This window comes from Mucilaginibacter gynuensis, assembly GCF_039541195.1.
Taxonomy (GTDB): Bacteria; Bacteroidota; Bacteroidia; order Sphingobacteriales; family Sphingobacteriaceae; genus Mucilaginibacter; species Mucilaginibacter gynuensis.
In genome coordinates, this window is the sequence record NZ_BAABFT010000002.1 from 682,914 (window position 1) to 709,076 (window position 26,163).

The window sequence follows — 26,163 nt, forward strand, 5'->3', positions numbered from 1 at the left end:
AGTTGAGTTAAACACAATTTATATATAAATATAAAACGATGAAAAAGATACTATATATATGCTGTACCGGCTTGATGATGCTACTGATCATCAACTCGTGCAAGCAGGGGGTATTAGCACCTGTAGAAAACGACGGCAAAGCACCGGGACCGATAACCAACGCGGTGATCACCAATCTGAATGGCGCGGCAACCATAAGCTTTAACGTACCGTCGGACCCGGACCTGTTGTACATCAGAGCCGTGTATACCACCAAACAGGGCGTAGTGCGCGAAACCAAAGTGAGCCGTTATAACAGCCAGCTTACTGTAGAGGGCTTTGCAGATACATCGGCCTACCAGGTTACTTTATATGCGGTCGATAAGGGCGAAAACGCTTCGGCACCGTTAATGGTTACTGTGCACCCAAAACGTCCACCATTTCAACTGGTACGCGACAGCCTTGCCATAACACCGGATTTTGGCGGGTTAACCGTTAATTTCAAAAATCAAACAGGCAATAGCCTGGCCGTGGTGATATTATCAAACGATAGCCTTGGCGAATTTGTACCCATCAACACCTTTTACACGAAGCTTAAAAAAGGCGATTTCGCTACCCGCGGGCTGCAATCTGTAGAAACCAAATTCGGCATTTACGTGCGCGACAGGTTCGGCAATTTGTCGGATACCTTACTGTTTAACCTTACCCCATTGTTTGAAGAAAGGCTGGACAGAACGAGAATGAAAGGCCTTGTTTTACCTACCGACGCACCGCTGGGCTATAGCGGTAATATAGCCGGTTTGTTTGATGGCAATCTCGGTAACGACCTCATGTACCATACAGGCGATGCCGCGCGTATGCCACAATGGTTCACTTATGATATGGGCGTATCGGCCAAATTGAGCCGTATGAGCTACTTTATGCGGATGGGTTTCTATTTCAACCTGCACACACCGCGTGTGGTTGAAATTTGGGGAACCGAAAACCCTAACCCCGATGGCAGCTATACCGGCTGGACACTGCTGGCCACCCATACACAGGTTAAGCCATCAGGCTTACCGAACGGACAGCTATCGCAGGATGATATTGACGCGGCCAATGCAGGTGAAACCATCACCTTCTCTATCGATGCGCCTAAAGTGCGTTACATCAGGTTCAAAACGCTCAAAAACTGGTCGAACGGCTCGTACGTGAACTTTAACGAAATAATGATGTGGGGCGACACAAAATAGGTAACAATTAAAATATTAAGTTTATGAAACCAATAAAATATTTAGTGCCGCTATACCTGCTCATTATGGGCATGCTATTAGCCGCATGTACAAAAGAAGACGCATACAAAAGTTTTGAAAAGGGCGGCGAAATTACCTATCCCGGCCGGGCAGACTCGGTGATCGTGCAACCGGGTTATAAAAAATTGAGGCTGGCGGTAGTGCTGGGCAACGATCCGCTGGTAACCAAAATAAAAGTTTACTGGAACGATGGACAAGATTCTACCGAACTTGCCGTAACACGCACCACAGGTAAAGATACCGCCAATATCGATATCAGCGATCTTAGCGAGGGCAATTACAATTTCAACATCTACACCTTTGATAAAGAGAACCACAGATCGGTAGTGGTAAACGTGGCGGGTATTGTTTACGGCGATAGCTACCTTACCTCCTTAGAGAATCGCACGCTTAAATCGGTTGGTTTTTCGGCCGATGGCAAGGCGCAATTACTTTGGGGCGATGCCGCAGGTGGCGAGGTAGGGATAGAATTAAAATATTTTGACAGTAATGGCGCTGCCAAAACCATCATCATCCCGCCATCGGAAACCGATACCCGCTTAAGCGACTATAAAGATGAAAGTTCATTAACTTACAGGTCATTATTTAAGCCTGATTCGCTGGCGTTTGAAACATTTTCACCGCCAGTCGCGGTAACTAAACTGCCGTTTTTTGAACGTATGCTTGATAAATCAAAATTTGTGGCGATGCTATTGCCGGGTGATGTGGACGAAGGCGGCTATGGCTGGCTGCTACCCTATCTTTGGGATGAGCGTTACAGCACACCTGGTTTTGCCAGTAAATCAACCAAACCGGTTCCGTTTACTTTTGATACCGGGGTAACCACCAAACTAAGCCGCTTTAAAATGTGGCAGGCTAACGACAGGCTGTACAACCTCGAAAGCGCCAAAACATTTGAAGTATACGGCAGCAATAACCCAAACCCTAACGGAAGCTGGGATAGCTGGACCAAATTACTTGATTGTGAATCTATCAAACCATCAGGCTTACCACTCGGCCAAAACAGTGCCGCCGATGTGGCCTACGCCCTTGCGGGAGAGGAATTCAAATTCCCTGCCAATATTGGTAAATACCGGTACTTGAGGTTTAAACTGCTGACCAACTGGGGTAATGGCAGCTTCATGACCATGGAAGAACTAACCTTTTACACACAAGATCATTAGTAGTTACGAGTCATATATAATTAATGATGATAGAGGGAGCCTTCGGGTTCCCTTTTTTATAGCACCTGTATACCGGCTTCTACGTATACTTTCAACTCCTCACTTTCGGGCGATACATCGGTGATCACCGTATCCAGGTCAGTAATAGGGCAAACGTAAAAGGCTTCGGCAGTATTGGTTTTGGTAATGGTAGATAGCGCGATGATGTGTTTTGAGGTGGCAACCATGGTCTTTTTCAGCTGCGCATCTTCGTAATCCATTGTGGTGAGGCCGGTTTCGGCATCAATACTGCATACACCTAAAAAACAAATATCGGCCCTTACGTTCTTAAATGCCTGCACGGTTTCGTAGCCTGTAGTGGTAAAAGACGATTTGCTAAGCCTGCCGCCCGCAAATATCACATCGGTAGCAGGGTGATCTTCCAGTACGCTCGCTATCGGAAAACTGTTGGTCACCACCGTAATTTTCAGGTCGTCGGGCAGGTTTTCGGCGATAGCTAAGGCCGATGTACCACCGTCAAAGATTACCACTTGCCCATCTTTTAAAAAACTTAGCGCTTTACTTGCAATAATTTTCTTTTGGCTGATGTCCTGCTTCTCCCTGTCCCTAAAATTGTGCGGCACCGGCGAATGCGCCATAGCTCCTCCCCTTACCGACTTAAGTAATCCCCTGTCTGACAACTCCTTAATATCACGGCGAACAGTATCTTCAGATACATTGAGGTGCTGGCTCAAATTACCCAACAGTACTTTTCCGTCTTTAGATACCTGCCCGAGTATCAATTGTAAGCGCTCTTCTTTGATCATGATTGCAATGTTAAGCAAATATAAATATTAATTTTGCAATATATTGCAATTATTTAGATATTTGTTGCAAAATATTGCATATCGAAATGAATGCTATTATTTGTTTAATCTTTTTTATCTTACATATATAAATGGTTTACGCACCAAAAATTATCCGCACCGCAGTAGCTGCCATGTTCTTTGTAGCCGGTTTATGTTTCGCCAGCTGGGCTTCGCGCATTGCAACTATACAACAAAAGCTTAATCTTTCAGACGCCGCGCTGGGCGGTGTGCTGTTTGCCCTGCCGGTTGGCCTGATGATCTCCCTGCCCCTATCAGGCTGGGCCGTTACAAAAATTGGCAGCCGCAAGGTATTGGCAGCGGCCATTAGCACTTATGGCTTAATGCTGGTTACCCTCGGCGCGGTAACAGAAGTTTACCAGTTAGTTTTATGTTTAATATTGTTCGGTATCAGCAGTAATGCCGCCAACATATCGGTTAATACCCAGGCCGTTGCCACCGAAGGCTTGTATAGCAAACCCATTATGGCTTCATTTCACGGCGTGTGGAGTTTGGCGGGTTTTGTGGGTGCCAGTATAGGTACATTTATGATAGGCAAGGGCGTATTGCCTGCGCCGCACTTCGCCATTATAGCCGCCATTACCATTATAACGGTGATAGTTAGCTGGCGTTACCTGCATAACGACCACACCCCGGCAAGTACAGGCCCTGCATTTGTAATGCCCGATAAATCATTGATCACCCTCGGCCTGATCGCCTTTTGTTCGATGGTGGTTGAAGGTGCCATGTTTGATTGGAGCGTAATCTACTTTAAAAAGATAATACTGGCCGAAAAAGGCTGGATAGGCGCAGGCTACACGGCCTGTATGTGCACCATGGCATCCGGCCGTTTCGTTGCCGATCGTTTTGCCGCACGTTTTGGTCTTAGGCGTACCTTGCAGGTAAGCGGCACGCTTAGCGCCATCGGTCTGCTTATAGCGGTATTGTTCCCGAGCCTGTTAACGGCTATCATCGGTTTTATGTTTGTAGGCGCGGGTATCTCATCGGTAGTGCCAATGGTATACAGCGCGGCAGGTAAATCAACAACCATGCAACCAGGCGCGGCAATTGCGGCGGTATCTACCATCGCGTTTATCGGCTTTTTGATCGGTCCGCCGGTTATTGGCTTTTTAGCCGGGGCATTTACGCTGCGTGCATCGTTCAGCTTTTTGGCTGTAATGGCGGTGGCCGTAGTGGTATTATCTACCAAAGCAAAGGTTTAGCGCCTTCGCTTTGGCGTGTTACATACCTGCCAGTTTTATCCCCGAATCTTTAATATCCTGCAAAATAGTTTCCTGCAAAGCCAGCTTGGTGTCGTAAAACCCATGGGCATTCACCCAAACGTTCACACCTATTTTGTAACCATCGCTCTCTAAAACGGCAACGCCTATACGGCGTTCCGGCTTTTCGAGGATATTTTGCGAACGGTTGATAGATTCGTTAATTACCGATTTTACTTCTTTAATATCAATAGCATTGCTGAATTTCAGTTCGATATCGAGCCTGCGGTTTCCCTCGCGGCTGATGTTGATGATCACCTCGTTAGAGAGCTTGCTGTTGGGCACAATTACCGAACGGTTATCAAACGTACGCACCAGCGTATAAAATATCTGGATGGATACTACCGTACCTTCCAGTCCCTGGGTAATAATGTTATCGCCTACTACAAAGGGTTTAAGCAGCAGGATGAGGATACCGCTTGCAAAATTTTGCAAAGTTCCGGATAAAGCCAGTCCCGCTGCTACGCCAATGGCGCCTACAACTGCCGTAAATAAGGTTAGTTGTATCCCGATGATCTGCATTACGGATAGCACCAATATCACCCGCAGTACCACACCTACCAAACTCATCAGGAAGGGCTTAACCGTTGGGTCGACTCCCTTTTTATGCAAGCCCGATTGCGACCGGTTGAGTATCAGTTTAATGAGCCAAAGCCCTGCAAATAAGATCACCATACCCAGTATGAAACGAGGACCGTAATCGATAAGCCAGTTAACAGCGTGATTATAAATCTTGTTAATATCCATAGTTAAAAGATCCGCTAATAATAAATCAGCCCCATCTCAAACAGCCTCTAAACACCTGCGGGACTTCCTTTACAACTTAAATTAATACTGTTTGGTTTTAATCAGGCCATAACGATGCAATTATGGCGATGGTAACAGCACGTCAATCCGCCCTAAATAAATATTGATGAGTAAGCCTAAAAGCTTATTTTTATATTCCTAATAAACCAATTATGAAAAACCATAAATACATCGTGGCTCTGCTTATTGTCTGTGCTGTTTGCTTTACTCATTTGCAAAGTATAGCGCAAAAACCCGTTGCTAAAAATGGCTGGCTACAGGTAAAGAACGGGCAGGTAGTTAACCAGCATGGCAAAGCGCCGCAATTAAGGGGCATCAGTATGTCCTGGAGTATTTGGGAAGGGCAAAAGTACTACAACAGCAATGTGGTCAACTGGCTTTGTACCGATTTTAAGGCGACCATCATTAGGGCTTCTATGGCTATTGAGCATGAAGGCGGGTATTTGCAGGATTCTGTTAAGCAGGTAAAGCTGATCAGCACCATTATAGATCAGTGTATTAAAAACGGCGTATATGTATTGATAGACTGGCACGATCATAACGCGCATCAGCACCTTGGGCAGGCCAAACGCTTTTTCGCGACTATGGCACAAAAATACAAGGGCGTACCCAACGTAATTTACGAGATATGGAATGAGCCCGAAGACATCAGCTGGCTGGTTATAAAAAAGTATGCGAATGAAGTAATACCGGTGATACGCAAATACGATAGTAAGAACCTGATCATTGTGGGCAGTCCGCGTTGGGATCAGGATGTAAACATTGCCGCGCTCGATCCTATCAAGGATTACAATAACATCGCCTATTCCTTCCATTTCTACGCATCCGACCCATACCATCAGGAAAATTTGCGGGCAAAAGCAGACAAAGCGATCAAGGCAAGGCTACCGCTATTTGTTACCGAATGGGGTGTGGGTGAATCAAACGGCGATGGTGTATTCGACAAAGCTAAAACCGAAGCATGGCTTAAGTGGCTTGAATACAACCAACTCAGCTGGGCCGACTGGAACCTTACCGACAAAGCCGAAACCACCGGTATATTAATTGGCGGCGCCAATGTAAACGGCAACTGGAAACCGGCAGAACTAAGCCCGGCAGGAGCCTATATTAGGGATAAGCTGCGGTTGTACAATAAGTAACTAAGCATTTACACTGATGTAGCCATCATTTACCATCACGTAACAATAGCTTAACTTTAATAAGGTTATTTGCCTGCTATGAGAAAGTCACTTTCAGTTATCACCGTTTTGTGTACGTTTCTGCATATTAGCGCAATAGCGCAGCAACGGCCGGGCAAGGTTAAGCAAAGCAACCAGATCATGCTGCCCAATGGCTGGAAGATCAGTCCGGCGGGGCGGACGTTAACGCTGGGCGATTTGCCGTTGAATATGCAGTTAAGCGCGTCGGGCAAGTTATTGGCAGTAACTAATAACGGCCAAAGCACTCAATCGGTACAGCTTATAGACCCTAAAACGGAACAACTGCTCGATCAAAAGGAGCTTGGCAAATCGTGGTATGGTTTGGCCTTCAGCCGGGATGAAAAACAACTGTATGTATCGGGTGGTAACGATAACTGGATATTGAACTTCAGCACGAAAAACAATAAACTGGGGCAGGCTGATACTATAACACTGGGCCAGCCATGGCCAAAGGGTAAAATTTGCCCGACAGGTATGGTGGTAAACAAAAGCAATAACCGTTTATACGCCGTAACTAAAGAGGACAGCTCGCTATATGTAATTGATCCGGCAGCACATAACATCTTAAAAAAGGTAAAACTGGCTAACATTGCTTACAGCTGCGTTCTATCTCCCGACGAAAAAACGCTATATATTTCACTTTGGGGAAGCGATAAGGTGGCCGTTTATAATATCGCTGCGGGCAACATCACAACTACCATTATCACAGGCAATCACCCCAACGAATTATTGCTCAACAAAAAAGGCAATACGCTTTTTGTGGCTAATGCCAGCGATAATACGGTATCCATCATAAATACGCTTAACAACAAGGTGGTTGAAACCATATCCACCTCGTTATACCCTACCATGCTCACCGGGTCAACCACCAACGGGCTGGCACTGTCATCAAACGAAAAAACACTTTATATTGCTAACGCCGATAATAATTGCCTGGCCGTTTTTGATTTAACCAAACCCGGTTACAGCAAAAGCATGGGTTTTATCCCCGTGGGCTGGTACCCTACCAACGTAAAAACACTGGGGCGCAAAATACTGGTGGCCAATGGCAAAGGTTTAACATCAATGGCTAACCCACAAGGGCCGCAACCTGTTTCAAAGGCCGATAACAGCGGTTACCATACAGGCAGTACACCCAACAGCAAACTGCAATATATAGCAGGCTTATTCAAGGGATCGTTGTTATTTATTGATGCGCCTAAACCTGAAGTGCTAAAAACCTATACCCGAGAAGTTTATGCCAATACGCCCTTTACCAACAAAAAAGTAGCACAGGCCGAGGGCGAAGCCAATAACCCGGTTCCGCGTAAGCCAGGCGAAAAATCGCCCATTAAGCATATTTTTTATATTATAAAAGAAAACCGCACGTACGACCAGGTGCTGGGCGATATGCCTGAAGGCAATGGCGATACTACGCTTTGTTTGTTTGGCCAAAAGGTTACTCCAAACCACCATGCCCTCGCCAAAGATTTTGTATTGCTTGATAATTTTTACGTGGATGCAGAAGTAAGCGCCGACGGCCATAACTGGAGCATGGCCGCATATGCTACCGACATAGTTGAAAAAACATGGCCTACCAGTTATGGTAACCGTGGCGGCAGTACCTCTTTTGAGGGCGGCCGACCGGCCACCTACCCGCGCGACGGCTTTATATGGGATTATTGTAAACGAGCCGGCATCAGCTACCGCAGCTATGGCGAATTCAGCGACAATGGTAAGGCCAACATTAAAGCACTGGAAGGGCATATTTCACCTAAATCGCCGGGCTTTAATATGGATATTAAAGATCAGGTGCGTGTTGATGCCTGGCAACAAGATTTTGATTCGTTGCTTACTATTAACGCCGTTCCGCAGTTTAATACCATCCGCATTTCAAACGACCATACCAGCGGACAGCGTTTAGGCAAAATTTCGCCTGCCGCGGCTGTGGCTGATAATGACCTGGCTATAGGCCGCTTTATAGAACATTTATCAAACAGCCCGATATGGAAGGAATCGGTAGTGTTTATACTGGAAGATGATGCCCAAAACGGCCCCGACCACGTGGATGCGCACCGTTCGCCTGCTTTTGTGGTTGGTCCTTATGTAAAACGCAACGCCGTGGTACATACCATGTACTCCACCTCCGGCTTTTTGCGTACTATGGAACTCATATTAGGCCTGCCGCCGATGAGCCAATACGATGCTGCCGCTATCCCGCTATACGAATGCTTTACCAGCAAAGCAGATTTTACGCCTTACAAAGTAAAACCAGCGTTGATAGACCTCGACAGGCGCAATGTTGCCGTAAACGAAAGCAGCAAAAGATCGGCCTTGTTCAACTTCGCCAAAGAAGATGCCGCCCCCGATCTGGATTTGAACGAAGTGGTTTGGAAATCTGTGAAAGGAGAAGACTCCGTAATGCCATCACCTAAACGGAGCGCCTTTGTAATACTGGAAATCAAAAAAGATGACGATGATGATTAGTAAGAAATCCGTTTAATTAACAATTGGCGTAAATTGTTGATTTGTGTGATGATAAAATAGTTCGTTATCTTGTAATATGGTATCCATCTTAAAACAACAATATGCCTTATTATGCGGTTCAAGGGCTTTCGTACTCAATTTTGTGGCGAATGAAGTAAAGCACGACTGCCGTTAAACCCATACCCGAGTTTAACGGCAGCGATGTACGGTACCTACTGGTACACAATGCCAATGTGTATACGCACTGGCTGGCAAACTTCGCCATGAATAAAGGAGTAGCGATCATTGAAGAAAGCGACGTAATCACCATTGATGCTGTAAAACAATTATTTGCTAACGCGGATGCTTATGTGGATGAATTCCTGAATCGATTCGCGCAAACATTAAATGATCCCATCAGCGCTGTACTCCCGCGTAACCGACCCGTTACCGCTACTCCGCTGGAAATTTACACGCACGCGTTCGCCCATGAGTTTCATCATAAAGGGCAGATCATGACCATGTGCCGATTGCTTGGCCATACACCTCCCGATACGGATATTATCAGGTTTTAATTGTTATATATATTGCCATAAATACCCCGCAATTTGGCACAATTACACCTTTTTAAAGCAGGCAGCTTCTCCTATCTTTATCTTATTAAAATTCAACAAAATCACTAACCAATATTACTATGGAAACCACAAGCAAAGCAATTACTGTAGAAACTATTGTTAACGCACCTATTGAAAAGGTTTGGGATAGCTGGAGCCAACCCGAACATATCACTAAATGGTGCCAGGCATCCGACGACTGGCATGCCCCTCATGCCGAAAATGATTTGCGTACAGGCGGTAACTTTTCGACCACTATGGCCGCAAAAGATGGCAGTTTCAGTTTTGATTTTGGCGGTACTTATACCGATGTGCAGCCCTACAGCCTTATTGCTTACGGCCTTGGCGATGGCAGAAAAGTAAGCATCACCTTCACTAAAGAAATTGAGGGCACCAAAGTAACAGAAACCTTCGACCCGGAAGAAACCAACCCCATCGAAATGCAACGCGGCGGCTGGCAGGCTATCCTGGATAACTTTAAAAAATATACTGAAGCTTTGTAATAACAAGTTTTAAATAGTGGAGCCCGGTTGTAACAGCAGCCGGGCTTTTTGCAAAAATCCTATTTATTAAAAACCAGATTCAGGGAAATATCAATATTCTCGGTGATCATTTCATCTTTTATAGCGGCAAACAGGTTCCAGTCACCTTTTTTAGGCTGAAAATCGATACGCCATTTTACGCGGTTTATCTGGGTTGCTGCCGTCGCGGTAAGTGTATTTCCTGTGCCTTTTATAAGGGCAGTAAACGTAATTGGGTTGGTGATTCCTTTGATGGTTAGGTCGCCCGTTACTTTGTAATTATTTGCTTGCTCTGTATGGATAATCTGTTTAACCGCCATGGTGGCGGTTGGATACTGGGCCACATCAAAAAAGCCGGGGGTACGCAACTCGTCATCTACTTTTTTATTTTTACCCTCTTTAGTATGATCGGTGGCGCGCATCGTGTTCATATCAATGGTGAAAGTGCCATCTTTACGCTCACCTTCGGACGTATAGTTCAGGGTACCTGCATTAAAAAGGATGTAACCGAAATGGCCACCCATCGTTTTCTGCCCGTTCCATAAAAGTTTGCTTTTTTTGATATCCAAACGGTATGTTTGCTGGCCATAAGCAGTAAGTTGAAACATGGCGAACAGCAGGATAATGGTAAGTTTGTTTAGCATGGTTTAATATATTTTGATGCAGCAAACCTACTTACACGCAATACTTTAGCTATGATGATTATTGTAAATAAAATTGTAAACTTTGTAAAATCAATCCGTATAGATATGGCCGGTTATAAAGTACTCCTGAAAACCAAAACAAAATACCTGCTGGGGCTCACCGTTTTGTTGTTTTTAACGTTATTGTGCGCTGCTTTTAGCAGGGCCGGTACCGATGATTTTGATACAGCCAGGAAAGAATTATTGTTCCGAAAAATAGGCCATGAGGTGCTCCTGCAATCGGGCGACAGTACATCGAGGGTATTGCCGGTAAAAAAAATAGCCGAAAATGAGTACCAGATAAGGTTTGAAAACGATTTTTCTTTTCAGCCCGATTCGCTGGAAAAGATAATAAGCCGCACACTGGCCAAAGAGAAGATTGCCAACGATTACATTGTTAACGTATTAAATTGCACCGGCAAGGAAGTAATATATGGCTATGCCATATTCAAAAACTCGAAGGACAATATTGTAGCCTGCACCGGCCGTAACCAGCCTAAAAACTGTTATCTTATTGAATTAAAATTTAAAAGCAGTGGTATACCCCTACCTCAAAAAGGATATTTGTTAGGTGGTATTCCTTTACTGGCCTTTATTGGGCTGATCATCTCGAAATCGGTTAAATCGCGGAAAGAGGTAGCTGAATCAAATAATACCGGTATTGACCATTATAAACTTGGCGATGATACGATATTCTATCACGAGAAAAAACAACTCCTAAATAACCAAACCATAACAAAACTCACCGCTAAAGAAAATAAACTGTTACTGATCTTTGCTCAATCGCCAAACGAAATTGTTGAACGAAGCCGCCTGCAAAAGGAGCTATGGGAAGATGAAGGCGTAATTGTAGGCCGTAGCCTGGATATGTTTATATCAAAATTGCGCAAGAAGCTCGAAAATAACCCATCGATACAATTGATCAACATACACGGCAAAGGTTATAAACTGGAGATCAAATAGCTGATAAAATCACTATCATCATAAAAAAAGCAGGGCTTTTACACCCTGCTTTTTCTGTATTATTTAAGTTGTATTTTTTGCGGTGCCGAATAGGCCAGCTCATTTGCGCCTACCGTTTTTACACCTACACGCACATATACCGCATCGGCGCCGGTTAAGGCTGCCGGTATAGTTACGGTGGCGTTAAATGGCGTACCCGGTGTTACCGCAGCACCGTTAACTACGCCAATAGCGCTGTTATTATCCTGATCAAGCAGTGTAGTTCTGAAAACATACAACCGTACCTGCTCAAGCTGACTGCCCTGATCGCCCCGTGCGATTGTTACAGATGCGGTAATGTCATTCCCGCTCCTGGTATAAGCAGCATTGGTTACAGCGAAATAGGGTGTTACCGGTACATCAACAATGGTGTTGCCGCTAACATGCACGTCAATGGAGTCTGTTTGCGTTACCCACGGACCGGATCCGGGCAGGCGGGTAAGTTTGTAATCGCCATCGAAAACCAAGGCAGAAAACGAACCGTTCTGGTCAACAAATATCTGTATCTTATTAAAAAAATCGTAGCCGTGCTGCCAAAGCTCCAGCTGAACTTGGTTTGACCTTACTCCTATAGGTTGGCCATTAAAAACAACCCGGCCTGATAGTTTTGATTTTGGCGCTTCATAGTTGTCTTTTTTGCAACTGCTTGCCCCTGCTATTACCAGCAATAATAACAGGCTATATATATATGATCTGACTTTCATGATGCTCATAATTAGTTAAATGGATTTTGAACAATTTTAGGGTTACGGTTAAGGATGGATTGATCAAACCGTGAGTAATAATTGAAATTTTGGAAGAACCTTGGTGATTTAAAACGTGGCGCTACCATTTTTACATATATGTATTTACCATCGCGGGCAGCATCACCGGGGCGTATAACCCTGTACGGATATAAGCTGTATACTACCGCGTCCGGATTGCCAGCACTGCCATTCCAAACTTTATCGGCTATTCTCCAGCGTTTTAAATCCCATACACGGTGATCTTCAAAGGCAAATTCAGATCTGAACTCGGCCCTTATTTTATCACGGGTAATTGTTGCTGTAGTGTACAAATTAGCACCGGTAAAGCCTGCGCGCTGGCGTATCGGGTTAATATAGGTTACTGCCTGCCCTGTTTCGCCCAGTTCAAAGGCGGCTTCGGCGGCGTTAAGGTACATTTCGCTTAAGCGGAACCAAACCCACCACACATCGCTTTGTATACCACGGGTACTGGTACCACCACCCTGATCGATATATTTACGCAGGTAAAAACCTGTATTTGACACCTCGGCAATACTGCGGTGCGGGCCCGAAGCCGATACCAGCAGCTTACCATCGGTGTAATTTGTACCTAAATCTGCACCTTCCTGAAAAGTGTATGAGCCTGAGCCTGCATTCCAAACGGCAACGCCGGCCTGCATATCAACACTGGTGCCTTTAAACGGAGCACCCGGATAGATCACTGTTCCGTACATACGGGCATCTTTACCGGCAAAAACATCTGACACGTTATTGTAATACAAATAATCAGTATTACCGGCATTACGCAATTTCAGTTCACCGCTGGTACCATCGAGGTTCTGGTAACTTTCAACCAGGTTTAGCGATGGCGTAACGCTTGATGAGCTTAGGTTATCTTCACGTAAGCCACGGGCTATATTATCATAAGTAAACCCGTGTTTTTTTGCTTTTGAGGTTAAAAAATCACGTACAAACAGCACCTCTTTATTACCGGTTTTGTTACGGATGGCCTCATAAAAATTCTCGCCTGCATCAGGGTTGCTGTTGTACAATTCATAAGAGCCGCTATTGATCACCTCTTTTGACGCATCAAGCGCTTTTTGATAATATTCATTGGCACGGCTTGCCGGTATACCTACCTCACCACCCGGTAAAGTTATTGATGGAGTAAGCAAGGCATTGTATTTGGCAATACTTGCAGCGTACAACATCGCGCGGCTTTTAAGCGCGAGGCAGGTGTATTTATTGGCACGACTTACACTGGTACCATTAGCTATATCATCTTTTATAGCATCCATCTCGCTGCCTATAAAATCATATACTTCGGCCTCTTTGTTACGCGGTTGCTGCAAAGGTGTTGGGTCGCCGCTGAAATCGTAAATGAGTTGTTTGGTAACCAATGGCACCCCGCCTTCGCGCTTTACCATTTCAAAATACTGGTAGGCTCTTATAAACCTGAATTCGGCTTTCAGTTGCGTACGCTGTGCTTCTGTTAAGGTTGATGCACCGTACTTATCAACGTTTTCAATTGCCAGGTTCAAATCGCGAATAAAAAAGTAATCATACAAGAACCAACGACTGGCGCTGTAATTCGTGATATTATTACGTGCTTCGAGATCGGCATTAGTTTGGCCCGACCACATGGCATCATCATAAGCTGCCATATCGCGCCATTGCGAACCGGCCTGATCGGTAAGCCCCATATCTGTAGGCATACGGTTATAGTAATTGGCTAAGAGGCCAATGATCAATTTTTGGTCTTTCCATAAATCTTCGTCGGTAACTATACTAACGGGTTGCAATTCCAGGAAATTTTTTCTGCAGCTTGTTGCCGCCACCAGCACCAGGGCAAGGCTAAACATCAAGCATCTATATAAAATCTTTTTCATGATCTAACGTTTACAAGGTTAAATTAAAGCCAAATGTGTATATCTTTTGTTGCGGGTATGCCAATCCGTTTATAGCTGATATTTCCGGATCGATCTGGTATCCTTTCACATTATCAAATGAGAAAAGATTGGTACCTGTAACATATACCCTAAGGGCGCTTAAACCCATTTTTTTAATAATATTTTGCGGAAAAGTATAACCTAACTGCAAGTTTTTAAGCCTGAAGTAATTGATGTTTGTGGTCCAAAAATCATTTCTGAAGTTAGGTGCGTCATTTTCATTACGCCCGGGCAAAAACACCTTATTTGATAAAGCATTAGGCACCCTGAAAATAGATAAGTTATTGTTATCTTTTCTCAATGCCGGATAGGTACCCGGTAACCATGCGCTATTCGGGTCATAAAGATCGGCCCTGTGCCAGGCGTCAGTTAACATATAGGTAGGTGAGTTACCATTGTTTTGAAAAGGGTACTTCAACTCATAATCCCTATAAAATGTTTGCATAGTAGCACCGGCAAAATCAAAGGCCAGTGATATGCCTTTATAGCTAACGCGACCATTAACACCGTAATTAAAGTATGGCAATGCACCTTCGGCATATCCAATTGGCCGTTCGTCATATTGGTTTATTACACCGTCGCCATTCAAATCTTCGTATATCAAATCGCCGGGTAATAATGTTGTATTAGCGGCACCATCAATATTTACCGGGTAATCATTTATTTGTTGCTGCGACTCAAAACGACCTATAATGTGATGGCCAAAGTTAACGCCTGTCCACCGGCCTGCTTGCCCCAGCCTGTATTGTTCATAAGAGTTACCAAAACGTTCCCTGTACACATAATCTGTTTTGTTACGGCCTAAACTCGCGTTGCCACCTATAGAGAAATCAACCTGCCCCACTTTGTTTGTGTAAACTATTGATCCGTCTAAACCCTGTGTTATATCGGAGTTTAAGTTTTCGGGAGGCAGATCATATCCTATTTCTCCGGGTAAAACCACCTCATTTCTTATTGCCGGGAAGCCGGCCCTGGTACGGCGGAATACATCAAACTGCCCACTGAAGTGAGTAAACACAGTAAAATCAAAACCCACGTTCAGCATTTTGTTGCGCAACCACGATATAGTTGTAGTAGGTATACCTCGTGGCACTACGCCGTTGTAAAATGTACCGTCAAGCACCGCGCTGCCTGCATTAGTATTATAACCACCCAAATAAGCAAATGGGCCCGGCGCATAATAATTTCCGGCGCCGTCTTGCAGCGAGGTACCTGTTTCACCATACGAGAAACGCAGTTTCAAATCATTTATAGTGTTTGCAAAACGCTTCATAAAACCCTCTTGTGTTATGCGCCAGCCTGCCGTAACACCGGGAAAGAAACCAAACCGGCTACCATTACGGTACAAAAACGAACCATCATAACGGGCCACACCTTCTATGAGGTATTTATTTTTATAGCTGTAATTTATCCTTGATGCAACACCTTCAAATGCCTCCTGGTAACGGGAATCGCCCAAATAATCAACATCTGGAAACAACTGTGTTACAATAATATTATTAGGAGGTACCGAGTGCAGCGCCTGGTATTTGTTTTCGCTTTCGCGCCTTTCATACGCCACTACGGCCGATATATCATGATCACCAAACTTTTTGGCATAGTTCAATTGTAACTGCGAAAATTTTGAAATAACGTTTCTTTTATGTGTTTCGCGCCATGGGTTTTGGTTACCGTACAAGGCTCCGTTGGCAGCACGATCATTGTATTGGCCGGTAGTTTCATCGTAGATATAAGCCGGATAGGTATACTCAAAGCCTTCAAAATCTTCGTTCAGGAAATCATAAGAATATAAACCTTTAATTGACAGACCGAATTTAAAATCGTACTGCGCGTTAAACTTGGCGCTCATGGCACGGGTTATATTGTCAATATAACCGGTCACATCGTTTTTGTAAGTTGCCGGATTAACGTTTACATTGTGTGTTTGATTGATGTACAGTGGGTTATCATTGGCATAAGCCTTTTCGGTAGGCCACATACTGCCTATACTTAGCAAGGGGTTAAAAAAATCGTCCAAACCCGGTACACCTACGTTGTGCCTGTCTTCTAAACGTCCGCTCAATTGGGCGCCTACGGTAAATCCTTTAGCTATTGTGCTGCTGATATTACTTTGCAGGTTTGTACGTTTAAATTTAAAATCCTTAATTATGGCATCCTGGCTTACATGGTTAACCGCCAAATAGTAAGTAGATGTTGCCGAACCGCCTGCAACATTGGCGCTTACATTATACTGCGGCACATTAGGGCGAGTAACAAATTCATAATAATCATTGTTCAGGTGGGCTTTATCTGCCTGGGTTTCCCATTTCATCAATTCATCAGCCGGATACAATGTTGATGGGTCGCCGCCAAGATTTTGAATAGATTGCGCAAGTCCCCTTATGTACTGTCCCGCATTTGCCGGGCGTGGGAAACGTGTGAAGTTTTGCAAACCATAATAGCCGGATAAGTTGATCTTGGCATCCTCACCTTTTTTACCGCGTTTGGTGGTTACCAATATAACACCGTTACCGGCCGCCAAACCATATATGGATGCCGACGCATCTTTTAATACAGTAATACTCTCAATATCATCCAAACCCAACTGGTTAAAAGCATTTTCACCAGAGATACCTGTATTATAACCAAACCCATCAGTACCGTTTGAGGTGCTGTAGGTTACCCCATCAATTACATACAAAGGGTTACCGAGGTTACGGATCTGGATGCTGGTACCATTACCCGGCCTTGAATCGGTAGTACGTGAGTTGATACCCGGTACCTTACCTACCAACGCGCTGGTTGCCGCTATTGATGGCGTGCGAACCAGGTCGGCAGATTTAACGGTGCTTATCGCGCCGGTTACGCTGGCTTTCTTTTGCGTACCATAAGCTACCACCACTACCTCTTCCAAATCGTTATTGGTGGGGATAAGCTGCACCGTAATGTTTTGGCCGGGCTGCACGGCTACATCTTTAGTGGTATAACCAATGTATTTTACCTCTAAAGTGGTGTTGGCGCTTATATTAAGCGAAAACTTACCGTCAATATCGGTGGCTACACCCGCTTTGCTCGTTTTATCTAACAAGGTAACGCCGGGCAATGGCACTCCCTTTTCATCAGTTACCACACCCGTAACCTTGGTTTGCGCAAAGGCGGTGGTGAGGGTTACACAAGATAAAATCAGCGCAATGATCAGCCTCCTGCTGCCATTCCGCAACCATCTGCCGGGAAACCGCGACAGATACCCGCGCACAAACGCAGGTTCGTGTTGTAAATCTTTTCTCATAAAATTTAATTGGTTTGTTTGATTTGTTGGTTTGTTGTTGATTTTGTTAGTTGAACTGCATCATATTTATTAATTGGCATTATTATCTGTAAAAGCAAATTCACAGAATTATATATTGTACTTATAACACTTATTAAAATGAACAAAAAAAATATCGTTTGATATTTTAAAGTTGTCAATAAACTTATAATCCCGTATCAGTTATAGCTGATGTAATGTAAAATATTCAGTATATTTTTATATAGTTATATTAAGAGAACAGGAGGCAGTTTCATATCTATAAATTTGATTATCAAATATATAATTGAACATAAGAAATGCCGTAAGCAAAAAATGCGTATACAGCCGACCATTGGCGAGCCCTGTATTTTTCATAAAAAGAGGTATTAACGGTTTCTGTTAATTGATTATAATATCAAATGTAAAATAAAAATCTGAAGTGTCAATAAGATAATGGTAAAAAGTGTTAAAAAAACACTTAAGATAGTTTAACATAGCTTTTAATTGGGTTTAAAGCCACATTTTCGCCTCAGTTAATGCCACTTTAAAATGAAAATAGTTTGCAAATTTTCATTTTAGGGCTGCGCAGATGAACTTTTCAACAAAGCAAATTGAACTTCTCAACAAAACTACCGTTCGTCATTAGCCATATCTTTACCTCAAAATGAGGCAATAGCGCGGCTAATTGCTTTACTTTAGTATTTACGTTATCATAAAACAAACAATGAAGATCATATTAACGGGCGCCACCGGTATGGCGGGCGAAGGTGTATTGTTAGAATGCCTGCAAAACAACGCCGTAACAGCTATACTCATGGTAAACAGGCGGCCATCGCCTATTACACACCCTAAACTTAAAGAATTGCTGGTGACCGACTTTTTAAAGATAGAGGAACACAGCGATGCGCTGCAAAGTTATGATGCCTGCTTTTACTGCGCGGGTATCAGCTCGGTAGGCTTGAACGAGGAAAAGTACACCGTTATCACTTACGATACTACCCTGCACTTTGCTAAAACCCTGCTGGCTATTAACCCCCGTATAGTATTTAACTACATAACAGGCGCGCATACCGATAGCTCGGAAAAAGGCCGTTCCATGTGGGCAAGGGTAAAAGGTCGTACCGAGAATGATTTGATGAAACTACCTTTCAGGGCGCAATACAATTTCAGACCCGGAGGTATGGCACCTGTTGAAGGGCAAAAGAACGCGAAGCCCCTGTACGTGGTTATTATCAATATAATCAAGATCTTTTCTGCCAAAAGCATTATCAGTTTAAACGAGCTTGGGCAGGCTATGATCAACGCGGTATTAAAAGGATATACAACACAAGTATTAGAAATTAAGGACATTAAAGCCTTAGCCGCGCAATAGCATGAAAAAATTGCTAAAAATACTGAAGTATACCCTATTGGGCTTTATGAGCTTGGTTATAGTGCTGGCGGTGATCACATTCTTTTATATGCGCCAGCCGCAGTTTGGCAAAACGCCATCGGGCGAAAGACTGACGCGGGTTGAAAGATCACCGCATTATAAAGACGGGCACTTTGTGAACAAGGTAGAGAAGCCCATTATTACCGAAGGCTATAGTGTTATCGGCGAAAGCTATAAAACAATCTTCGCTAAAAACCCAAGGGTAGCACCTAAAGATTCCCTGCCATCGGTACAAACCGACCTGAAACACCTCCCGCCGGATAGTAACGTACTGGTTTGGTTCGGGCATTCATCTGTATTTATACAGGTGGCGGGCAAGCGAATACTGATCGATCCTATTTTTAGCGGCAATGCCTCCCCCATTCCCGGTTCGTTGAAAGCTTATAAGGGTAGCAATACTTATCATGCAGCCGATATGCCCGAGATCGACTACCTGCTTATCTCGCACGATCATTACGATCACCTGGATTATGAGACGGTTGTAGCGCTACAACAAAAAGTAAAACATGTAATATGCGGCTTAGGCGTTGGCGCCGATTTTGAATATTGGGGCTATAAACCAAGCCAGATTATTGAGCAGGATTGGGATAAGGACGTAAACGTAGCACCCGGTTTTGTTATCCATACGGTATCATCACAGCATGACAGCGGCCGGGGATTTGTCCGCGCTAAAAGCCTGTGGATGTCGTACCTCGTGATAGCGCCTAACATGAAAATATACATCAGCGGCGATGGCGGGCACGACGATCGTTTTAAGCAATTGGGAAAACAATACGGCCCTATCGATTGGGCGATATTAGAATGCGGACAGTATAATAAAGCGTGGCAATCGGTACATCAATTGCCCGAAGAGGTAATGCAATCGGCTTTGGAGATGCACGCCCGGAACCTGTTACCTATCCACCATTCCAAATTCACACTGGCGCAGCACGATTGGGATGAGCCACTGATAAAAATTTCCGAGCTTTCTAAAAATCAACCTTACCGCTTGGCAACACCGTTAATTGGCGAGGTGGTACAATTGAACAGCACCAAACAAACATTTACACAATGGTGGAAAGGTATAAAATAAGTAAGCATCTATAATCGATATATGCTTACTTATTATAATGTACAGCGGCGGCTATTTTTTCGTTGATGGAATGCACTATGGTATCCATTTCGCGGGCGGTTTGGCCTATCAGTCCCAGCATTTCGTCCTTTTCTTCTATGGTACCGGCAGTTTCGGTAAGGTTCATTAAGCCCAATATGGTAGCAACCGGCCGGCGTATCTCGTGCGAACTCATCCAGGCTACCTCCCTTAAAAATTCGTTTTGGCGTTTTACCTCGTCTTCCTTTTCCTTACGCGAATTGATATTTTGATACACTGCTATATATCCCTGGTACTCGCCTTTGCTATTAAATGATGGTGTAAACTCGGCAGCCACCCACACCGGAATATTGTCAATAGTGTAAATGATGAGGTCAAGCACGAAAGCTTCGTGTGCTTTAATATGGGTGAGTAATTTTTCAACCGTTTCCGGTGCCATACTTGGCCCGGTTAAAAATTCGAACGGTGTTTTACCTGCTATTTCAGGCAATTTAAAACCTGTATTCTCTTCAAAAGCACGGTTTACCCATTCTACCCGGTTTTGGCAATCGGTAACGATAATCATGTTGTTTACCCGGGTAATTAAATCGGCCAGTCGTTTATTTTCATTTATGGAGCGCTTCAGCTCGTCAATATCTCTTATGGCGCCTATCAACCTTACAGGTTCTTTTTGATCGTTATACACAAAATAACCCTGATCCATTACATATTTATACTCGCCGCCACCAATATCAATACGGTATTCGCATTCCCAATTGGTTTTGCCCTCGCTGCTGATCTTGTGCTGACTCGCGGCTACATTAGCCACATCATCCTGATGAATGAGCGAACGCCACCATTGCAGGTCGTAACCTACCTGGTCTATCGGTATCTTCACCAGTTGCGTAAGGCTGGTATTGTAAACCAGTTGATTATTCACCATGTCCAAATCGTAGATCACATCGCGTGTGGCCTGCGCTACCAGTTCGTAACGCTCAATGGCTTCCTTCAACTGGCTGTCTTTCAGCTTATGTTCGGTGATGTCTGAAAAATAAACAGCCACACCTTCATCGGTTGGGTATGCCGCCAGCCTGATCCATTTTTCCAGGTTGGTTGAATATTCATCCAACTTAACTATCACCTTCTCATGCAGCGCTTTTTCATAAGCCGGATAAAGTTTATTTCTCTCTCTGGGGAAAACGTTAAAGATATTCATACCGATCACCTCTTCACCGGGTTTACCTATAATACTCAGAAAAACCTGGTTACATCGTATAATATCCATCTTTGCATCCAGCGCGAAAAAGGCATCGCTCATGCTGTTGAGTGTATTTTCGAGGCTGTAAAAATATTTGTTCCGCTCCTCTTCAAGCTGCTTTATCTCGGTGATATCCTGCATAGAACCGATAATCTTAGGTCCTGCTTCGGGCGAGGTTTCCAACTTAGCGAGTTGCCTTATGTAACGGATCTCGCCGTCTAAACCTATTATCCTGTGCGTAACATCCAGGTGGCGGCCTTCTTTCAGCAGACTTTGCAAACCGGCAACCATTTGCGGGCGATCTTCGGGATGAATGTGCTTTATATAAATATCAAACGCCGGCCGTGTATCGTCCGCGCTGATCCCTGTTATTTCATATACCTCGGCAGACCATACCAGGTTATTATTCTCGGGGTAAAACTCCCAGCCGCCAACCCTTGATATACGCTGCGTTTCACGAAGCTTGGTTCTTTCAGCTTGTAAATCCTGATTAACCTTTTGCAAGGCATCCTGAAAAGTAACACGCTCGGTTATGTCGCGCGCCATAACTACTACGGCGGCATGCTCATTAAACCTTATTTTGTGCGATATGATAATTACGGTGATTAGCGAACCATCTTTTTTCAGATGCCTCCATTTGCCACTCTTGTTAGGCTCGGCCTGTACTTTTTTGGTGGCTTCTTTTACCTTTTCCACATCTTGGGCAGGCCTGATATCGAGGATAGATTTACTTAAAAACTCCGCACGAGAATAACCATAGGCAGCAATGGCCGCGTCATTTACCGATAATATCTTCAGCGTAGCCTCGTCGTAGATCCACATCGGTTCGGGATTGGCCTCGTACATGCTGCGGTATTGGGCTTCGCTATTACTTAGTTTTTTTTCGTTGCTGTTAATGAGCAGGTAAAGCGCCAAACCTGTACCACTTACAAAAAAACATCCCTTTACCGATCCGATCAACAGCAATTGGTTCTCGCTGAGCTGCTGAAAAAAATAAAACAATAACTTGTCACTACAAGTGATCCAAATTAAACTGATAATTATATAAATAACCGCGATGCGCAATGCTCCGGACTTCATGCTCATGTTTATAATTTACCCCTCACTAAACGCTTTTACGTGGGTACCGCCAATAAGTTATTGTTGGGTTGACATTTATATGAATGAACACGTTGTTTTATACACATTGCTTCATTTTAAAGCTAATAATAGTGTGCTTTATTGCTCAATATTTCCCGTTTTTCATCAAGTGTGTACTTTTCACACCAACTACACCCCACATTTCACACTATTTAGCCAATCAATTTACTGGCACATCAATTGTCATGATGTAAACAATATTATAAACCATTTTTTGATATGTGTAAAGCGATTGTGATTGACGATAACCCCATGGAACATATGATTATTCAGCGAATGTTTGAAAGCTATGATGTGTTCCCTGATGCTGTTCACAGCACCGATGGGGCTATGGTTATTTCTTTTATGGAAGAGTATTATAACGAAACCGATATTCTGCCCGATCTTATTTTTCTCGATCTGAACATGCCATACACCGGCTGGGATTTTTTGGTTCACCTGGAAAACTTGTTACCTTCATTACATAAACAACCTGATGTTTTTGTGGTTACCTCATCAATTGATATTAATGATAAGCTGAAAGCCGCGCAATACGCGTGTGTTAAAGGTTATATCAGCAAACCGCTGAAAAGAGAAACCCTTACCGAGCTTGCCGCTACATATTTGCCTGAAAAACGTATTGCGAGTTAATGATGTAAAAAATATGTCATTGCGAGGCACGAAGCAATCTCTACTTAGGTTAGGCTTGTGCTTTCACTAACGTTAGTCTGCTCTTGGGCGCAGGGCCCCATTACTTTTGAGGGCAAAAGTAACAAAATCCTTGTCCAGCAAAAAGCTTCTTTGCCGCACAAGGCCATGCCCTGCAAAGCGAACAGAACTTTGGGCTGGAACTTTTGCCCCGCCGCTCATTCCTCCCCACATGCAACAAGTTCGCTATGCCCGCCTTTGCGCTCCCGGCCACTAAAGTTCTCCCGCTTTCGCCCGAAGCTGTTTGCTGACGGGAAGAGAATAGCAATAACGTAAACCTGCTTCTTCGTTCCTCCTACACCTGTGCGTCGCTGTGGCAATTTCTATTATTTTCCAATACTTATACCCTATCCTTCATTAGCACTTTTTTTATAGGTTTGCTGTAAATGGAATATGTATTGAACAACCCGGCCTGGTATGCTTTGGGTACCGGCAACCAGCACCTCGGCAGCGGCAATGATGTGGCGAAGTATTTCGACAGGGAGGTTTCGCCTTTTGTTGGCTTGCGCGATAATTCTGTGGAAAACCTGCTGCATCTGTTCGAAATATTATCGCACAACAACCCAATCTTGTTACTCTCCTTAAACGAAATGGAAATCCCGGCGGTGCTCAATACGCTTTTTTATATAAAAGGTCTGCAAATGGTTTGCGATGCGGAAGTACAAGTACAATCCATTGATGCCGAAATCACTAATTTAACCGAAGAGCATATCCCGCAAATGATAGCGCTTACCAAGCTCACTAATCCCGGACCATTTTCGTTACGTACCATTGAGTTTGGGCATTATACCGGTATCTTTCATAATGATGAACTGGTGGCTATGGCCGGTCAGCGTATGCATGCACCGCCTTATGCCGAGATAAGCGCTGTTTGCACCCACCCCGATCATTTAGGTAAAGGCTACGCACGGCAGTTGGTTCAATACCAGGTGCAACGCATTAAAGCATCAGGCGGCATTCCATTTCTGCATGTTAGGCATGATAATGACCGGGCTATTAAGGTTTATCAAAACCTCGGCTTTACCGGGCGTACCACAGTGCATTTTTATCTGCTGCAAAAAGCAAGTCAGTAGGTTTTATATTTCCTCCACCTCCAGATCGCGCCAGGTTTGTTTTTTGTACGAACGGAACATAAGCCAGTTGATTAGCAACGCCGGGATAATGGCTATCCATACAACCATTTCCCATCGCATTAAAAGGTAATGCCCGAAACCGATGCCGCCTGTAAAAATGAGGATCACCAAAGACGTAATTAACTTGCCCCCACCCTGGCTGGCTACTACAGGCTTTGAAAAAGGCAAACCCTTCACCATAAAAAGCGCCAGTAATATACCGTAAATGAGGCTCACCAGTAAGGCCAGCAAAATATCGTTAATGGCTTGCGGTCCCCAAACGGCAATAATACCTGCACTTAGTACCAAACAATAAGGTAAAAAATACAGCGTAATAATTGCCTTGTACATGCCCGATAGTATTTTACCCGGTTTATCAACAGGCAAGGCATAATAAACCCAGGCCGATTTATATTTTTCTGTCATGGAGATATTCATCAATATGCTCGACAGCAGGAAAGTACACAGGTAGATCAGGAACACGTAATTGTGCCCGCTTTGTAACGTTTCCCAACGCTCGTTAAGATCGTTCCCTTTACCGTTTAACGCGAAGTACAAGAAGTAAATAGGCACATAAGCAAAGGCAGGATAAACCTTCATTTTAAATTCGCGGGTACGGGCGGCAAGCTTCCAGGTGATTCTGAAACCGGCATTCTCTAACGGTTCGGGCGCTACAAAATTGGCCAGTTTTTCTATAAAGCTGGACTTTCCTGCTTTTTTAACTACAGGCTCTTTACTATTGTTGGCATCCGAAGTAGCAATAACGGCCAGGCGCTTATTAAAACCGGGCGCCAAAACCTTAGCCACAAACCATAAACCGCCAAGCGGAACCGTTATGCCTGCAATAGCCAGTAGGCTGGTAACAAGGTTTGATCGTGAGGGATGTATCAATACCTCGTTGAGCGCGGCTATCCATACCGGTGGCAAAGGGTACGCCCACCAATGCGAAAGCAAGGCTATTTTACCCAGAACCGATACATTGATAAGCCTCGGTACCAGGTAATACGCCGCGAAGATGATCACCGAAAAACCGATCTGGAAATAGCTGATCACATCCTTAAACCGCTGCGGACTTACCGACCGCATCAGCAGCAGGTATATGATGTTCACGAAAAATATGCTTAAAAAAGTGGCTTCCAGTATCTGCACAAAAAATATGGGTACAGCCCAAATACCATCGAGCACACCAACAATAATTAACGCGGGCAAGCCTTGCAGCAATGCCAGCCTGAGCACGTAAATACTGATATGCAATATGCGCGATACCGCTATGGTACGATCATTAACCGGCTTGGGCAGCAGGATAAACTGATCGCGGCTGTCAATTAATACCGTGGTAAAATCTGATATCAGCGTGAGCGACATCAGCACCATAAATATGATGAAGTAGTACGTTTGCCCCACAAAAGGCATGTCATTTAAAAACAGCACCATACCTATAAAAACGCCCATTAGCATGGTAAAAAAGTTAACCAGCCACTGCGGCGATTGCTGCGCGTTCTTTTTGGCATCCTTACGGGTAGCAAACATGGCTTTCGGCCTGCGGGTATCCATCATTAATTTGATGCGCAGTATTTCGGCAAGCTGCGCGGTATCAACACCCGTTTTAGCTAAGACGGGGTAAAAGCCGGATACAAAATAGAGGAACAGCTTATCTATCGAGAACTTTTGTAGAAATGATTTCATGCAGAGG

Annotated in this window: 20 protein-coding genes; 12 read left to right on the forward strand and 8 right to left on the reverse strand. The window is 44.2% G+C overall.

What is annotated here, in order from left to right; translation table 11 throughout:
* The first annotated feature begins 38 nt into the window (after positions 1 to 38).
* Both ABD894_RS06125 and ABD894_RS06130 read left to right on the forward strand, forming a co-directional pair.
* Positions 39 to 1,211 (forward strand): DUF5000 domain-containing lipoprotein, encoded by a 1,173-nt coding sequence (locus ABD894_RS06125; protein ID WP_345210109.1) that lies wholly within the window; start codon positions 39 to 41, stop codon positions 1,209 to 1,211.
* A gap of 23 nt (positions 1,212 to 1,234) precedes the next feature.
* Complete coding sequence (locus tag ABD894_RS06130) at positions 1,235 to 2,434, forward strand: DUF4998 domain-containing protein (RefSeq protein ID WP_345210110.1); 1,200 nt, start codon at positions 1,235 to 1,237, stop codon at positions 2,432 to 2,434.
* Between the two features lie 56 nt (positions 2,435 to 2,490).
* Here the strand turns inward: ABD894_RS06130 and ABD894_RS06135 are convergent, their stop codons facing one another.
* Positions 2,491 to 3,240, reverse strand: a complete 750-nt coding sequence (locus ABD894_RS06135) for a DeoR/GlpR family DNA-binding transcription regulator (RefSeq protein WP_345210111.1) — start codon at positions 3,238 to 3,240, stop codon at positions 2,491 to 2,493.
* Positions 3,241 to 3,371: 131 nt separating this feature from the next.
* On the opposite strand from ABD894_RS06135, the gene ABD894_RS06140 reads away from it, so the two are divergent.
* Positions 3,372 to 4,502 (forward strand): MFS transporter, encoded by a 1,131-nt coding sequence (locus ABD894_RS06140; protein WP_345210112.1) that lies wholly within the window; start codon positions 3,372 to 3,374, stop codon positions 4,500 to 4,502.
* An 18-nt stretch (positions 4,503 to 4,520) separates the two neighbouring features.
* On the opposite strand, the gene ABD894_RS06145 is transcribed toward ABD894_RS06140, so the two are convergent.
* On the reverse strand, positions 4,521 to 5,306 hold the full coding sequence (locus tag ABD894_RS06145; protein ID WP_345210113.1) for a mechanosensitive ion channel family protein: 786 nt from the start codon (positions 5,304 to 5,306) through the stop codon (positions 4,521 to 4,523).
* 212 nt (positions 5,307 to 5,518) lie between these two features.
* Between ABD894_RS06145 and ABD894_RS06150 the strand changes: the two genes are divergently transcribed.
* From ABD894_RS06150 to ABD894_RS06165, 4 genes are all read left to right on the forward strand, one after another.
* Positions 5,519 to 6,505, forward strand: a complete 987-nt coding sequence (locus ABD894_RS06150; protein WP_345210114.1) for a glycoside hydrolase family 5 protein — start codon at positions 5,519 to 5,521, stop codon at positions 6,503 to 6,505.
* 78 nt (positions 6,506 to 6,583) lie between these two features.
* On the forward strand, positions 6,584 to 9,031 hold the full coding sequence (locus ABD894_RS06155; RefSeq protein ID WP_345210115.1) for a bifunctional YncE family protein/alkaline phosphatase family protein: 2,448 nt from the start codon (positions 6,584 to 6,586) through the stop codon (positions 9,029 to 9,031).
* Positions 9,032 to 9,210: 179 nt separating this feature from the next.
* Entirely contained in the window at positions 9,211 to 9,585 is a 375-nt protein-coding gene (locus tag ABD894_RS06160) for a DinB family protein (RefSeq protein WP_345210197.1), read from the forward strand.
* Between the two features lie 119 nt (positions 9,586 to 9,704).
* Positions 9,705 to 10,127, forward strand: coding sequence for an SRPBCC family protein (locus ABD894_RS06165; protein WP_345210116.1), 423 nt, complete (start codon positions 9,705 to 9,707; stop codon positions 10,125 to 10,127).
* Positions 10,128 to 10,186: 59 nt separating this feature from the next.
* On the opposite strand, the gene ABD894_RS06170 is transcribed toward ABD894_RS06165, so the two are convergent.
* Positions 10,187 to 10,789: a YceI family protein gene (locus ABD894_RS06170; protein ID WP_345210117.1), complete on the reverse strand. Its 603-nt coding sequence runs from the start codon at positions 10,787 to 10,789 to the stop codon at positions 10,187 to 10,189.
* A gap of 51 nt (positions 10,790 to 10,840) precedes the next feature.
* Here ABD894_RS06170 and ABD894_RS06175 point away from each other — a divergent pair, with 51 nt between their 5' ends.
* Positions 10,841 to 11,791 (forward strand): winged helix-turn-helix domain-containing protein, encoded by a 951-nt coding sequence (locus ABD894_RS06175; RefSeq protein WP_345210118.1) that lies wholly within the window; start codon positions 10,841 to 10,843, stop codon positions 11,789 to 11,791.
* Between the two features lie 59 nt (positions 11,792 to 11,850).
* Here the strand turns inward: ABD894_RS06175 and ABD894_RS06180 are convergent, their stop codons facing one another.
* Genes ABD894_RS06180 through ABD894_RS06190 form a run of 3 tightly spaced genes read right to left on the reverse strand, consistent with a single transcriptional unit; the run spans position 11,851 to position 17,772 of the window.
* Complete coding sequence (locus ABD894_RS06180) at positions 11,851 to 12,534, reverse strand: DUF3823 domain-containing protein (RefSeq protein ID WP_345210119.1); 684 nt, start codon at positions 12,532 to 12,534, stop codon at positions 11,851 to 11,853.
* An 11-nt stretch (positions 12,535 to 12,545) separates the two neighbouring features.
* A complete protein-coding gene (locus tag ABD894_RS06185) occupies positions 12,546 to 14,444 on the reverse strand; it encodes a RagB/SusD family nutrient uptake outer membrane protein (RefSeq protein ID WP_345210120.1) in 1,899 nt (632 codons plus the stop codon).
* A gap of 10 nt (positions 14,445 to 14,454) precedes the next feature.
* Positions 14,455 to 17,772 (reverse strand): SusC/RagA family TonB-linked outer membrane protein, encoded by a 3,318-nt coding sequence (locus ABD894_RS06190; protein WP_345210121.1) that lies wholly within the window; start codon positions 17,770 to 17,772, stop codon positions 14,455 to 14,457.
* Between the two features lie 724 nt (positions 17,773 to 18,496).
* Between ABD894_RS06190 and ABD894_RS06195 the strand changes: the two genes are divergently transcribed.
* Entirely contained in the window at positions 18,497 to 19,144 is a 648-nt protein-coding gene (locus ABD894_RS06195) for an NAD-dependent epimerase/dehydratase family protein (protein WP_345210122.1), read from the forward strand.
* A 1-nt stretch (position 19,145) separates the two neighbouring features.
* A complete protein-coding gene (locus ABD894_RS06200) occupies positions 19,146 to 20,276 on the forward strand; it encodes an MBL fold metallo-hydrolase (RefSeq protein WP_345210123.1) in 1,131 nt (376 codons plus the stop codon).
* Between the two features lie 25 nt (positions 20,277 to 20,301).
* On the opposite strand, the gene ABD894_RS06205 is transcribed toward ABD894_RS06200, so the two are convergent.
* Complete coding sequence (locus ABD894_RS06205) at positions 20,302 to 22,611, reverse strand: PAS domain S-box protein (protein ID WP_345210124.1); 2,310 nt, start codon at positions 22,609 to 22,611, stop codon at positions 20,302 to 20,304.
* Between the two features lie 279 nt (positions 22,612 to 22,890).
* Between ABD894_RS06205 and ABD894_RS06210 the strand changes: the two genes are divergently transcribed.
* Positions 22,891 to 23,301: a response regulator gene (locus tag ABD894_RS06210; protein ID WP_345210125.1), complete on the forward strand. Its 411-nt coding sequence runs from the start codon at positions 22,891 to 22,893 to the stop codon at positions 23,299 to 23,301.
* 443 nt (positions 23,302 to 23,744) lie between these two features.
* The gene (locus ABD894_RS06215; protein ID WP_345210126.1) at positions 23,745 to 24,431 is read left to right on the forward strand and encodes a GNAT family N-acetyltransferase; all 687 of its coding nucleotides are present in this window, start codon (positions 23,745 to 23,747) and stop codon (positions 24,429 to 24,431) included.
* Positions 24,432 to 24,434: 3 nt separating this feature from the next.
* Here ABD894_RS06215 and ABD894_RS06220 read toward each other — a convergent pair whose 3' ends face one another.
* Complete coding sequence (locus tag ABD894_RS06220) at positions 24,435 to 26,156, reverse strand: hypothetical protein (RefSeq protein ID WP_345210127.1); 1,722 nt, start codon at positions 26,154 to 26,156, stop codon at positions 24,435 to 24,437.
* Between the last annotated feature and the right edge of the window lie 7 nt (positions 26,157 to 26,163).

Coding starts and splice junctions, on each gene's coding strand:
- ABD894_RS06195 (WP_345210122.1), top strand. CDS start 18,497: ATGAAGATCATATTAACGGGCGCCACCGGTATGGCGGGCGAAGGTGTA.
- ABD894_RS06165 (WP_345210116.1), top strand. CDS start 9,705: ATGGAAACCACAAGCAAAGCAATTACTGTAGAAACTATTGTTAACGCA.
- ABD894_RS06135 (WP_345210111.1), bottom strand. CDS start 3,240: ATGATCAAAGAAGAGCGCTTACAATTGATACTCGGGCAGGTATCTAAA.
- ABD894_RS06200 (WP_345210123.1), top strand. CDS start 19,146: ATGAAAAAATTGCTAAAAATACTGAAGTATACCCTATTGGGCTTTATG.
- ABD894_RS06205 (WP_345210124.1), bottom strand. CDS start 22,611: ATGAAGTCCGGAGCATTGCGCATCGCGGTTATTTATATAATTATCAGT.
- ABD894_RS06185 (WP_345210120.1), bottom strand. CDS start 14,444: ATGAAAAAGATTTTATATAGATGCTTGATGTTTAGCCTTGCCCTGGTG.
- ABD894_RS06155 (WP_345210115.1), top strand. CDS start 6,584: ATGAGAAAGTCACTTTCAGTTATCACCGTTTTGTGTACGTTTCTGCAT.
- ABD894_RS06170 (WP_345210117.1), bottom strand. CDS start 10,789: ATGCTAAACAAACTTACCATTATCCTGCTGTTCGCCATGTTTCAACTT.
- ABD894_RS06210 (WP_345210125.1), top strand. CDS start 22,891: ATGTGTAAAGCGATTGTGATTGACGATAACCCCATGGAACATATGATT.
- ABD894_RS06220 (WP_345210127.1), bottom strand. CDS start 26,156: ATGAAATCATTTCTACAAAAGTTCTCGATAGATAAGCTGTTCCTCTAT.
- ABD894_RS06180 (WP_345210119.1), bottom strand. CDS start 12,534: ATGAAAGTCAGATCATATATATATAGCCTGTTATTATTGCTGGTAATA.
- ABD894_RS06215 (WP_345210126.1), top strand. CDS start 23,745: ATGGAATATGTATTGAACAACCCGGCCTGGTATGCTTTGGGTACCGGC.
- ABD894_RS06145 (WP_345210113.1), bottom strand. CDS start 5,306: ATGGATATTAACAAGATTTATAATCACGCTGTTAACTGGCTTATCGAT.
- ABD894_RS06150 (WP_345210114.1), top strand. CDS start 5,519: ATGAAAAACCATAAATACATCGTGGCTCTGCTTATTGTCTGTGCTGTT.
- ABD894_RS06190 (WP_345210121.1), bottom strand. CDS start 17,772: ATGAGAAAAGATTTACAACACGAACCTGCGTTTGTGCGCGGGTATCTG.
- ABD894_RS06130 (WP_345210110.1), top strand. CDS start 1,235: ATGAAACCAATAAAATATTTAGTGCCGCTATACCTGCTCATTATGGGC.
- ABD894_RS06175 (WP_345210118.1), top strand. CDS start 10,841: ATGATGATTATTGTAAATAAAATTGTAAACTTTGTAAAATCAATCCGT.
- ABD894_RS06140 (WP_345210112.1), top strand. CDS start 3,372: ATGGTTTACGCACCAAAAATTATCCGCACCGCAGTAGCTGCCATGTTC.
- ABD894_RS06125 (WP_345210109.1), top strand. CDS start 39: ATGAAAAAGATACTATATATATGCTGTACCGGCTTGATGATGCTACTG.